Genomic DNA, 13,032 nt, shown 5'->3' on the forward strand with positions numbered 1-13,032 from the left:
TTTTACGTAGTTTAGCCTTGACTGTATTGAACCGATCTTATTATGTGGCAACGCTTTTTCGTTTTTATTTTTTTATTTCATTTTTCTTTTGCGCTATCTGCCCAAAATCATTCGGATAGCACAAGGGTTTTACAACGACTGGAATATTTGATGGACAACCAGAAGATCTATGTCAAAAATCGGGAAGAGAAAATAGAAAAATTAAAACAGGAAGCAAAAATGCTGGAAGGTAAGCCGCTTCAGTTTTTCCAAAAAAATTATGAGATTTTTCAAAACTATAAAAAGTTTGATTCGGATGCTGCGTTGAGCTACATCAAACTGTGTCAGAATTTGGTTCCAGCACATCACGATTCTCTGCAGACCGTTATTCGCCTGGATCTGGCCTGGGTTTATTCGACAATCGGACGTTACATCGAAGCATCAGCGTTATTGGACAAGATTAGTGCGGAAGGGCTGGGAAGAGAGCTTTTAGCAAAATATTATGATACGTATAGTTCCTTCTATAGTCATTATGGGCAAAGTAACAATCGCCCTGAGTATTATCAGGCAAGTGAGCTTTATAGAGATTCACTCTTGACTGTCCTGCCTAAATCATCGCTCGAATATCGTACAGCTATCGCCATAAAAACCTTATTCAGTGGTGATCGTGAGCTGGCCAAAAAACAATTTCTGACATTATGGCAAGAGCACCAAGATGATATCGAGCAAAGAGCTCTTATCGCGTATTTTATGAGCTTGATCTATAAATATGAAAAGAATACCACCAGTCAATTGTATTACTTATCCATATCAGCGAGTGCAGATATTGAGATGGCAAATCGTGATAATGCATCTTTCCATGATTTGGCTATAACTTACTATGATCAACAGGATTTTGACCGGGCCTTTCAGTTCATTGAAAAGGCTATTGATGATGCTATGTTATGTAAAGTACGTTACCGAATCATTGAAGGAACATCATCTTATCCAATTATCAATGCGGCCTATCAACAGAAAATAAATAGTCAAAACAGGCAGCTGGTCTTCTTGGTGATTGTGGTCAGTCTTTTATTGGTTGGGGTATTTATTGGATTGATCGTGATATATAGGCAAGTGCAACATCTGCGTAAGATTAGGTCGGAGCTATCTGCGACAAACCAACAATTAAGGTCGTTGAATAATCAAATTAATCAGACCAATCTTAAGCTATCGGAATCCAACCATATTAAGGAAGAATATATTGCTCAATTTTTTGATATGTGTTCAAGTTATATCGATAAAATGGAAGATATCCGGAAGGCATTATTAAAAAAGGCTACCAATCAACAATGGGACACTCTTCGGGAGCAGCTGAAGTCAACCCAAATGGAGGAAAGAGAAGTTCAACAGTTATATATTAATTTTGATCGAATTTTTTTAAATCTCTATCCTACTTTTGTTGATGAATTTAACGCTCTTCTCCAAGAAGATGAGAAAATTTATCCTAAAAAAACGGAACTGCTAAATACGGAATTGCGCATTTTTGCGCTGATCCGTTTGGGGATTACTGACTCGGTTAAGATTGCCAGTTTCCTGAGGTATTCCCTCCGTACAGTTTATAATTATAGAACCAAAGTCCGGAATAAAGCTGCTGGACATCGAGAGGCTTTTGAGACTGCAGTATGTCAGATTGCGGTTATCGATCGACGCTAACAAGATCACAAAGCATTACTTAGGGCCTGATGACATTTTTCTAGGCCCTTTTTTTAGTACTTTTTACTGCATATTAAATCTAGTAACAATCTTTTTGTCAGTTTGTTATGTTTTTGTTTGAGTACTTTTTGAGTACCGGTGCTTTTTTTCCTGTCTGTACCCTATTAGTTTTGTTTAGCACGATGGAGCAGGGGAAACTCATCGTCATTTTGGAATAACCAAACGATTAAACAATAACCAATTTTTTATTCATATGATTTACTTTACTCGAAAAGTAACCCTCACAATGGGGTTAGCTTTCTTGTGTGCCTTGATGAATTTTGTGTTTGCACAGGATCGGATTCAGATCAGTGGACGGGTATTAGATGTTCATGATCAGCAGCCGCTCACTGGGGTAACCATTACACAGAAAGGAACCAGCAACGCAGTTTCCAGCAATGGGGAAGGCCGCTTTCAGATTGCTGTTGTACGCGGTAGTATCCTGCAATTTAGTTTTGTCGGATACGATAGCAAGGAACTACCGGCCAATAGTACGATGACTGTACAGCTCAGTCCCGCCAGCAATATGCTTGAAGATGTTGTTGTGATAGGCTATGGTGCCGTCAAACGAAAGGATGTCACAACCGCAATTTCATCGGTCTCTACGAAGGATCTGGAGCAGAGGCCAGTCACCAATTTTGGGCAGGCTATCCAAGGTAAAGCTGCAGGGGTGACCGTTATACAGCCAAGTGGTCAGCCAGGTGCTGCCCCGCAAATTCAAGTACGCGGAATAACGTCTTTTAACAGTAATACGACGCCCTTGTATGTTGTGGATGGCGTTCCGGTTGAGGATATTAAGTTTTTGTCGCCGAATGATATTACGGACATTCAGATCTTAAAAGATGCTTCATCTGCCGCTATTTATGGGTCCCGGGGGTCTAATGGTGTTATCCTGGTGACCACAAAGTCAGGAAAGTCCGGAGAAGCAAAGATTACCCTGGGAACGCAATGGACAGCGAATGTGGTAAATAATACGTTGAAGGTGCTAAATACAAGCCAATACAAAGATTTACAAGATGAGATCGGCATTGTGAGTTTGCCTGATGGACTGGCGGATCAGACAGATTGGTTTAAGGAAACGTATAAAACGGGAATCCAACAGAACCATCAGCTATCTATTTCTGATGGGAATGAAAAGCTGCGTTATTATCTTGGTGGGGGATACCTAAACGAAAAAGGAACCTTACAAGGTTCCTTTTTTAGAAGATATAATTTTCGTGCAAATATTGAAAACCAGGTTCGTAAGTGGCTGAAAGTAAATGCTAATATCAATTACAGCGATAACAATGACAATGGTATCACTTCTGGATTAGGTTCCAACAGGGGCGGTGTTGTGACATCTGTTATCACAACACCTACCTATGCACCGGTATGGGATCCTGTCCATCCTGATCGTTTCTATAATAATTTTTATGGTATCAATAATATCACCAGTCCGCTGGAGAACTTAGCCCGGACGAAAAACAATAATAACAGGGAAAACCGGCTTATAGCTACCGGAAGTGCGCTGATATCCTTTATGCCGAACCTCACCTTCAAATCATCTTTTTCGTTAGATCGGCGGTCAGGTGTGATGACCACATTCTTGGACCCCTGGACGACAGCTTGGGGCAGAAACCAATATGGGGAAGCATCTGATATCCGGAATACAAATACTGTATTAACCTGGGATAATGTGCTAACGTATACCAAGAACTTTGAAAAGCATCATATGGAATTGATGGGCGGTTCTTCCTGGACGGACTCTAAGTACTCCAAGAGTTATATCTATGGTTCAAATTATGCAAATGGTATTATCGAAACATTGAATGCAGCTAATAAAATCTCCTGGGATAGGACAGGGTCCATTGCCTCCGATTGGGGGATCATGTCCTATTTTGCACGTGCTATGTATAACTATGATGGAAAATACCTCTTCACAGCCAATATGCGTGCAGATGGTTCTTCAAAGTTGAGTCCAAAGCGCCGTTGGGGGTATTTTCCTTCGGTATCAGTAGGCTGGAGAGTCTCGTCTGAAGATTTTATGAAAGATGTAGATTGGATCAATGATCTGAAGATCCGTGGTGGATGGGGCCAAACGGGTAATCAATATGGTTTAGGTGACTATGCATACTTACAATTGAGTGGCATTCAGCGTCAGCAATGGTTTGTGTCGGGACAAGAGCAAGCGGTTCCGAATATTAATAAGCCAGTTATTTTAAGAGCAACAGATCTCACTTGGGAGACAACCAGTACAACCAGCATTGGATTTGACCTCACTATGTTGAGTAACCGTTTGACATTGACAATGGATTATTATAATAAGAATACAACCGATTTACTGATGAATGCCGCTTTGCCAGATGGTCAGCAGGCCAATCTCATTCAAAGAAATGGTGGAAAGCTAAATAATCACGGGGTTGAGTTTGCGATAAGTTCCAAAAACCTTCGTGGCAATTTTACCTGGAATACGGACTTTAACATGTCCTTTAACAGAAATAAATTGAAACAACTGGATTTGCAACAGGTTTATTATGATGCTAAGACGAATGACTATGTCAATGACTTTGTCGTGAAGAATGAGCCTGGAAGATCTCTTGGTGGATTTTTTGGGTATATTGCTGATGGGGTAGACCCTGAAACGGGCGAGTTGATATATCGTGATCTCAATGATGATGGGAAGATTTCTTCCAGTGATCGTACTTATATTGGCGATCCGCTTCCGAAGTTTGTGTATGGTATGACAAATAGTTTTTCATGGAAAAATTTTGACCTCAGTATATTCATCCAGGGAACTTACGGCAACGATGTCTTTAATGCCAGTCGTATGGAAACAGAAGGAATGTACGACGGTAGAAATCAGGATGCAAGGGTGTTAGATCGTTGGCGAATACCAGGACAAATTACCCACGTGCCTAAAGCCGGATTTGACATGAGAAACTCCACCTATTTTGTGGAAGATGGAAGCTATTTAAGGATGAAAAATATCTCCTTATCATACGCCATCGCTCCTGAGCGATTAAAACGGGTTGGTATACAAAAAATTCAACCTTACTTTTCTGTAAGTAATCTGTTTACGTTAACGAAATATTCCGGTATGGATCCGGAGGTGAATCAATATTCAGGTGGGGCTGATGCAAGAATCCAAGGAATTGACTGGGGGACCTATCCACAGAACCGTTCCTTTGTTTTGGGTTTAAATGTTGAATTTTAATTGGATATATAGCATGAGAAATATAAATATAAACACTGTTCTTCTAGGTATTGGACTACTGTTTTTTGTTTCCTGTTCATTAAATAGGGATCCGCTTTCAGATTACTCTGATGTAAGTCAGGGAAAGACCGAGGGGGGAGCACAGATTGTTTTCAAGAACAAGGCTGAGGTCGATAGTTATTTGGCGGGGATCTACCAACAGATGAAAGATAGACAAGAACATTGGTACCTTGATATGTTATTGATTGGAGATGCGCATGCGGATAATGCTTATGCGGGAACAACTGGTGCAGAGGTGGTACCTTTCGAAAATAATTCAATTGAAGGGTCTAATTCAGTGATTGACAGGGACTGGGGGCGTTATTTAGAAGATGTGGGCCGCGCTAACCGACTTATTATTTATGTGGATAGTGTAGCCGACAAATCTGTCAATGATACTGATATTAGACTGTATAAAGCACAAGCAAAGATATTCCGTGCCTTGGTCATGTTTGATATGGTACGTATTTACGGCTCCATTCCAGTGATTACGACCATCGCACCTGATATTACAGGTGATAACGTTGATGAAGTTTACCCTCAATATTTTCCAAAGCAGGCGACAGAAGAAGAGGTTTACAAACAGATTGAAAAAGACCTCTTGGACGGATTGGCCGACGCTCCTTCCAATAGCAATGCCAATAAAACAGTGTTCACGAAATCAGTTGCGCGGGCCATGCTCGCGAAGATCTATGCTGAAAAACCCCTTCGGGATTATGCTCAAGTCATCCAATATGTTGATGCATTGGCGGGGGATGGTTTTGATTTGAATCCAAACTACGCGGACTTATACGCTATGAATGCTTCAAATACTGATCTAGCACAAAGAAATACAAAAGAATCCATCCTTGAGGCACAATTTACTTCCGGTGGTGGCAATTGGGCAACCTGGATGTTTGGGCGGGATCTGTCAAATTATGACAACAACTTTACCTGGGCAAAATGGGTGACTCCCTCGCGGGATCTGATTCAAACGTATACTAATGAGGGCGACCAGATTCGCTTAGAGCAATCCATTGTCTATTATGCGACCACTTGGAGCAATTATTATCCTTCAAACCATTATCCATTTATGTTTAAATTAAGGTCTGCTTTTAATAGCATTGTCAAGTTACGCTATGCTGATATTTTATTGCTTAAAGCTGAAGCAATGATTCAGCAGGGTTCGGATCTTGCTGGTGCAGCAGATATCATCGATAAGATCCGTGCCCGTGTTAAGTTGCCTAAATTGGGGGCAGCTGTTCGTACAAACAAAGAAGCACTTTTGAACGCGTATTTAAAAGAACGTCGGTTGGAATTGGCCTTTGAGGGACAACGTTGGTTTGATCTTGTACGTTTGGATAAGGTGGAGCCGGTGATGAATGGTCTGCATGCGAAGGATACAGGAAGGAAGGCACAGGTTTATCCTTTTACGAAGAATTCCTATCGTTTACCAATACCCCAATCAAAAATTGACCAAAATCCTAATTTAGTTCAGAACCCAGGATATTAATTCTTTATGAAACGTAATAATAAAACTATGATATATACATTCTTGTTGTCCTGTTTAATTACGGCAACATCTTGTAACCGTGATAGCTATAGTCCTTCTGAGGACGATGGTATCAAAAAATCCGGTGATGTCACCATCGTGACGACTAATACGGTACGTGCATATGATTTAACCAAGCAATATGTGGACTTTAGTACGAAGTCTAATATGTCGCCTAATACAATTACCTTAAACCCGAATCAGAAGTTTCAAACGATGGATGGGTTTGGCGCTGCAATTACAGGGTCAACCTGTTATAATCTGATGAAAATGAGCCAGGAAGACCGTAGTCGATTTCTTACTGAAACATTTTCCGATGCGGAAGGTATGGGGATGAGTTATATTCGGATTGCCATCGGGTGTTCTGATTTTTCTTTGAGCGAATATACCTGTTGGGACAAGGAAGGAAAAAACAATTTCGGCTTACAGACTGAAGAGACTAAATACGTGATTCCTGTACTCAAGGAGATATTGGCCATCAACCCTAATGTCAAAATAATGGGCTCACCCTGGACGCCACCAAAATGGATGAAAGTGAATAATCTAAGCGATTTAAAACCTTACGATTCTTGGACCAGTGGGCAGCTGAACCCCAAGTATTATCAAGACTATGGCTGGTATTTTGTGCAATGGTTACAGGCTTTGAAAAAGGAAGGCATTGACGTCTACTCGATTACCGTGCAAAATGAGCCACTGAACAGGAAAAACTCCGCATCGATGTACATGTCCTGGCAGGAACAGCAAGCATTTATTAAGCAATCCCTTGGCCCGCAATTAAAAGCAGCCAATCTAAAAACCAAAATCTATGCTTTTGACCATAATTATAATTATGATGATATAGCTGACCAAGAAGATTATCCGGTAAAGATCTATCAGGATGCAGGAGCGGCATCTTTTATTGCAGGAGCGGCATATCACAATTATGGTGGCGATAAGGCTGAACTATTGGATATTCATGATCAGCGACCAGATAAGGAACTGGTCTTTACAGAGACCTCCATTGGAGAATGGAATGATGGGCGGAATCTAGAAAAGCGTTTGATGGACGACATGCGGGAAGTCGCTCTGGGGACAGTAAATAATTGGAGTAAGGGTGTCATCGTGTGGAATCTGATGTTGGATATGGAGAAAGGACCGAATCGGGAAGGTGGTTGTCAGACTTGCTATGGAGCGGTGGATATCAGTAAGGCGAATTACAAGAATATAACGCGCAATTCACATTACTATATTGTTGGGCATCTTTCTGCTGTGGTAAAACCTGGGGCGACACGTATTGGTGCTTCAGGATACTCCAATGCAGGGCTAACCTACGCTGCATTCCAAAATACAGATGGCACTTATGCTGTGGTCTTGTTGAATGAATCGGACGATAACCATAAGATTACATTGGCGGATGGCGAGCATCACTTCAGTTATGATGTCCCTGCTAAATCTGTCGTTTCATATCGTTGGGCAAATAAGAAATAAATTTATGAAAAGATATCTCATCCATACGTTATTAGGGGCTATCGCGATAGTCATGGTAAGTTCCTGTAAAGAAGATGAAAAGTATGTTTATCAGGTTGGCGATCCCAAAATTGAGTTGCAGTCAGATCTTTCCTCAGCACATTTTGGTGATAGTTTAGCCTTCCAAGTGTCTGTTTCAGATAAGGAGGTTGCTTTGTCTACGCTAAAAGCACAGCTATATTTTACAGATGAGCAAGTGACTGAGACGATCATTCGTACCAAAGGGAATGGTGAATATAAGGGAAAGATCTACGTTCCTTTTTTGAAAAATGTGCCGAATGGAAAGGCTACGCTCAAATTTATCCTGGAGAATATTAGCCAGAAGAAAAGCGAACAATCTTTAGATATTGACCTAAGTCGCCCTGATTTTCCTTATTTAACTTTGGTCACAGGCACCAAGTCTTATCGCATGATAAAAACAGCGGCGAATCAATATGCGGTCAAAGAATCATTTCCCTTCGCTGTCAAAGGGTATATTCAGGCACCAAAAGTTGGTGCGGAAGACAATGCAATGTCCTTCGGATGGGTAGATAATAAGGTAGATTTTGGTTCCACCGCCGAAATCCCCTTTTCGAATTCCGTATCAGGAGTATATAGCATTGCATTTAATACCCTCAGCTATGAAGCTTCTCCGTTTATAATTGCCTATGCGATGAATGGAACAGTCCTCAGCCGTCTTGATGATACTCATTTCAAAGCCGAATTAACTATTAGCAAAGGCAGTGCAGTTACAATAGATGGCATTGAAGATTTGCAGGACTGGTGGATTGACCCTGATTTTTTTATCACATCTGCTGATGGATCGATTTCTTTTAACGGAAGTACTGGCAAATATCGGGTTACTGCAGATCTTGGATTAAAATATTTTGCTGTTGAAGCAATGACAGGCAACGATCTTGCTACGCTACAGGAGGATGGCACTGGGGCAGTATGGATCATAGGAGAAGGGATCGGAAAACCAAAGGTATCGAACAATCAGGTCGGTTGGAATACAGATAAGGCACTCTGTATGGTTCCGCTGGGGAATAAAAAATATCAGGTGACAGTAAAAGCAGGGGAGTCCATCAATTCAGATAATATTAACTTTAAGTTTTTTCATCAGAAAGGCTGGGGTGGAGAGTTTGGCGGGACAGATATTAGCACTTCCAGTGATATTGTATTTATTGGCGATGGTGACAACGGGCGAGATTCTGGTAACCTGGGTATCAAAACGGATAAGCTGTTGGAAGCAGGTAAAACATATACTTTTACGTTGGACCTAACAGCAGGGAACAAGAAAGCTGTCCTAAAAATTGACACAAAGTAATTCACTTTTAATAGTTGAACCCCTGGTAAAGTTTTGCCAGGGGTATTTAATTCTTTCGGGGTAAATTCTATGCATTTACAGCTTTCATTTGTTATATTTGCCAGACTCGCGAAATGAAAGCTAAACAGTTCATATGGATTTTATTGCCTTTGATGCTCCTGCAGAGCTTCTCGACAGTATGGCTGTGGACTGTTTTCGAAATGAATAGAGATTATATCGCACGATACGAATGTATCAACCGGTATAACGATCAGGCATTGTCTTGCCGGGGACAATGTATCCTTATGAAAAAGATGCGTGAGCACGAAGAAAAGGAACAGAAAAACCTGGAAACACGTATTATCGATGTCGTTTTTATCAATAATTCACAAGACATCTTTTTTAATGTAGCTTCACTATTTGGTGAAGATGCTGTGGAATCCCTATTTCCAGCATATGAAGAAAACTATTCTTACAGACCCATTTTTACCATCTTCCACCCGCCTTTAGTTTAACATCCTTTTTAAGTAAGTAGCGTCATGTGTTAAAACAACTCGTCAATAGAGGCGTATATGGCTCATGATGGCTTCATCGTGGTTAACAAACAGTTTATCCCGATGCAAAGACTATTGGAACAGGCTACGGATTTCTAATGCGGGAAACATATTTTCCATTGGATTCTGATCTACCTGTTACACAGTCAATTAAGGTCGTATTTTATAAATCTCCATGTTTAAAATTTCTTTTTATCGCAATGGTAAACTGGATGTGTTAAACATGTTGAGCTCCATTTTCTGATGGAATAAAAAAAAATTTACAGATGAATGTGAACTTATTGCTACGAACAATACATGTTTATGTCTTTGTTATGTGTGTATGTTTTTGCTCATGTACCAAGGAAAAAACGGATTATGAAGGAGAAAGAGAGACTGTCGTTGAGGAAAAGGCCGAGTTTAAAGTTGTCGAAAGTATAGGCGTTTCCAATTATCTGATACATATAGAAGCACTGAACGGTACATTGTATCGTGGTTATAATGAGATACGTTTGCGCATCCTGAACAACCAGACGAAAAGCCCGGTCCAAGTTGCTGCTGTGACATTATTACCTATTCAGACGGCTCCGACCGGTGAGAAAAGTACCTGTCCGCATCAATATGTGCTTGATTATAAGCCTGATGGTGAATACTTTGCTGGCTATACTGTTTTTACAGCAGAAAGTGGTTCAACTGGAAATTGGGTGCTCAGTATCAGTTTTACAGTCGAAAACCAAACCTATTCCCTCATCAAAGAAATTCAAGTACAGCCACAGACCAACAAGAACCTTAATATGGCTTCGTTTATTGGAAGTGACAACGAGCAATATGTTATTGCATTAGTTGCACCACATAAACCCAATGTGAGTGAAAATAAGTTGGTTGCCGGTATTTATAAGGCGAACAAAAGGATTGATTTGCCTGCTAATGATCCATTGGGCCAATCTTTGTTTTTTTATACAGCGGTTGAGGGCTATACATTACAATTAGACCCTCGCATGCCTGAGCCTTCCATGGGAAATCACTCTTCTCCCAATAATAAGGACCTGACACAAGGGGGGGATGGACTATACCATGGTATTGTGAATTATACAATGACAGGAAATTGGACATTGAATTTCATCCTGTTGGACGATAAGGGAAAGACCATTCGGGGAACTGAGGTGCCAAAGGATTTCACACCGGGTGTGCAAGGGCATAAAAGTGAGTTATATATCGATATTTTATTCTAAGCTTATGAAGAAAATAAGTAGTGTGCTCTTTGTCCTCTCTCTTGGAATGGAGGTGTATGGACAGCATGCAGTTCATGCTGATACAACGAGGCGCCTGGAGGAAGTTCATGTAAATGCCCTGGTAAAAAAAAGGATCGAAAATGAGATGAAGATGGCGGTATCGGTAGATGAGTTCCTGGCATCTTCGGACAATATCAGTTTTATTAAACGTGGTGCCTATGCCTGGGAGCCTCTCCTCAATAATATGGGCAGTGAGCGATCTGCTATTACCATTGATGGCATGCATATTTTTGGTGCCTGCACAGATAAGATGGATCCGGTCACTTCCTATGTGGAAAGCAACAATCTTTCTGCTATTGATATTAGGTCTGGGCAGGAAGGAAGTATGCATGGAGCGACAGTTGCAGGGAGTATCGATCTAAAGAGAAAAAGCACGCCATTTGGCCTGCAGAAGAGAATTGGGGGGACTTATCAAAGTGGTTTTGAGTTTAATAATAAACAATTCTTTAACCTAGGAAATGTATACTATTCCGATGAGAAGTTTGTTGCTGATGGTAGCATTGCTTTTAGAAAAGCAGGTAACTATGCTGATGGAAATAACCATGAAGTAGTGCATTCCCAGTACAATAAATTCAATGCGTCATTGGGTTTGGCCTACAAAACGAGCCCACTTTCATCAGTCAGAGTAGATGCCATATTTGACCGGGCGAAAGATGTCGGTTTCCCGGCATTGCCAATGGACCTGTGGTTGTCCCGTGCTATTATTACGTCGGCTTCTTATAAACAATTATTTGAAGCGGGGCTGGTAAAAGCTTGGGATACCAAAGTTTATTTTAATGCTGTAGAGCATTATATGGATGATACGACACGGCCTGAAAATTTAGTCCATATGGACATGCCTGGCTGGAGTACAACCTATGGACTGATATCAAAAGCAAATGTAAAAAAAGGCAGGTACACAGCAGAGATACAATTAAACGCTTATGATAATTTATCTATCGCAGAAATGCGGATGTATCCACAGGATCGTTCCAAGCAGACGATGTTTGCCTATAGTTGGCCTTGGGTGACAACACGTGTTGCAAGTATTGCAACGAACAATTCTTGGGAGATTTCCGATAGAAGTAGGGTGAATCTTGGAGCTTCACTAGGTTGGAACTACAATTATTCCAAGTATGTGGAATTTAACTGGATTTTCTATCCCGGGGCACCACAGCAGAAGAGCCGATTACTGCCGGGGGCTCATGCCAGTTATGAACTGGGCATCAATAAGTTTGATTTTTCTGTCGGAACGGGATTTGGACATCGTGCTCCTTCTGTTTCTGAAGCATACGGTTATTACATCTATAATAGCTTTGACCGGTATGATTATATTGGGAACCCCGATATGGAAAATGAAATTTCATATGAGGCCAATGCAAGTGCCGTATTTAAGATGGAAAGGTTTAGTATAGCTACAAAGGCGAATTACTTCTACATCAAAAATTACATTATCGGCAGAATTTTGAGCTTGGGCAGCCCCATGAATTACCAATCCGTGGGTGTGAAAGGATATACGTCTTTAGATTATGCGACCCTTTTTAATATGGCTTTCGACGTAAAATATAAAGTGCTAAATAACCTGGATTGGAAGGCGGTGCTTACGTATGCCAGGGGACGTGACGACCATGGCGGAAATTTGCCTTTCATCCGCCCGTTAAGCTATCAGACCTCTTTAACTTACACGTATAAGAAGATGGGATTACATACTTCGCTACAGGGAGATTTTAGTCAAACACATTATAGCCCCGAATATGGCGAAGACCAGACCGGTGCATATAAGATATGGAATATCTCTGCAGACTATAAGTTCAATGTCGGAAAATTAGACCTCCTATTTCAGGCGGGTGCGGAGAACCTATTCAATGCCTATTATAGTACGTATGCCGATTGGGGTAACATTCCAAGAATGGGCAGAAATATCTTTACATCCTTAAAAATCAATTTTTAATCAATCACATTTA

8 protein-coding genes are annotated in these 13,032 nt (G+C 40.8%); all 8 read left to right on the top strand.

Annotation, left to right across the window (positions count from 1 at the left end):
* Positions 1 to 42: 42 nt before the first annotated feature.
* Positions 43 to 1,671, top strand: coding sequence for a SusR family glycan utilization regulator (gene susR / locus HX021_RS14090; protein WP_286591053.1), 1,629 nt, complete (start codon positions 43 to 45; stop codon positions 1,669 to 1,671).
* Positions 1,672 to 1,957: 286 nt separating this feature from the next.
* A complete protein-coding gene (locus HX021_RS14095; RefSeq protein ID WP_286591054.1) occupies positions 1,958 to 4,903 on the top strand; it encodes a SusC/RagA family TonB-linked outer membrane protein in 2,946 nt (981 codons plus the stop codon).
* 13 nt (positions 4,904 to 4,916) lie between these two features.
* Positions 4,917 to 6,434, top strand: coding sequence for a RagB/SusD family nutrient uptake outer membrane protein (locus HX021_RS14100; RefSeq protein ID WP_286591055.1), 1,518 nt, complete (start codon positions 4,917 to 4,919; stop codon positions 6,432 to 6,434).
* A gap of 27 nt (positions 6,435 to 6,461) precedes the next feature.
* On the top strand, positions 6,462 to 7,940 hold the full coding sequence (locus tag HX021_RS14105) for an endo-1,6-beta-glucanase (RefSeq protein WP_286591056.1): 1,479 nt from the start codon (positions 6,462 to 6,464) through the stop codon (positions 7,938 to 7,940).
* A gap of 4 nt (positions 7,941 to 7,944) precedes the next feature.
* Positions 7,945 to 9,285 carry a DUF5125 domain-containing protein gene (locus HX021_RS14110; RefSeq protein WP_286591057.1) on the top strand — a complete coding sequence of 447 codons (1,341 nt, stop codon included), beginning with the start codon at positions 7,945 to 7,947 and terminating at the stop codon, positions 9,283 to 9,285.
* Positions 9,286 to 9,398: 113 nt separating this feature from the next.
* Positions 9,399 to 9,779 (top strand): hypothetical protein, encoded by a 381-nt coding sequence (locus tag HX021_RS14115; RefSeq protein ID WP_286591059.1) that lies wholly within the window; start codon positions 9,399 to 9,401, stop codon positions 9,777 to 9,779.
* A gap of 305 nt (positions 9,780 to 10,084) precedes the next feature.
* Positions 10,085 to 11,029 carry a hypothetical protein gene (locus HX021_RS14120; RefSeq protein ID WP_286591060.1) on the top strand — a complete coding sequence of 315 codons (945 nt, stop codon included), beginning with the start codon at positions 10,085 to 10,087 and terminating at the stop codon, positions 11,027 to 11,029.
* 4 nt (positions 11,030 to 11,033) lie between these two features.
* Entirely contained in the window at positions 11,034 to 13,019 is a 1,986-nt protein-coding gene (locus tag HX021_RS14125; protein ID WP_286591061.1) for a TonB-dependent receptor plug domain-containing protein, read from the top strand.
* Positions 13,020 to 13,032 lie beyond the last annotated feature (13 nt).

Origin of the sequence: Sphingobacterium sp. N143, assembly GCF_030325625.1 — a bacterium.
Classification (GTDB): Bacteria; Bacteroidota; Bacteroidia; order Sphingobacteriales; family Sphingobacteriaceae; genus Sphingobacterium.

Coding starts and splice junctions, on each gene's coding strand:
- susR (WP_286591053.1), top strand. CDS start 43: ATGTGGCAACGCTTTTTCGTTTTTATTTTTTTATTTCATTTTTCTTTT.
- HX021_RS14095 (WP_286591054.1), top strand. CDS start 1,958: ATGGGGTTAGCTTTCTTGTGTGCCTTGATGAATTTTGTGTTTGCACAG.
- HX021_RS14100 (WP_286591055.1), top strand. CDS start 4,917: ATGAGAAATATAAATATAAACACTGTTCTTCTAGGTATTGGACTACTG.
- HX021_RS14105 (WP_286591056.1), top strand. CDS start 6,462: ATGATATATACATTCTTGTTGTCCTGTTTAATTACGGCAACATCTTGT.
- HX021_RS14110 (WP_286591057.1), top strand. CDS start 7,945: ATGAAAAGATATCTCATCCATACGTTATTAGGGGCTATCGCGATAGTC.
- HX021_RS14115 (WP_286591059.1), top strand. CDS start 9,399: ATGAAAGCTAAACAGTTCATATGGATTTTATTGCCTTTGATGCTCCTG.
- HX021_RS14120 (WP_286591060.1), top strand. CDS start 10,085: ATGAATGTGAACTTATTGCTACGAACAATACATGTTTATGTCTTTGTT.
- HX021_RS14125 (WP_286591061.1), top strand. CDS start 11,034: ATGAAGAAAATAAGTAGTGTGCTCTTTGTCCTCTCTCTTGGAATGGAG.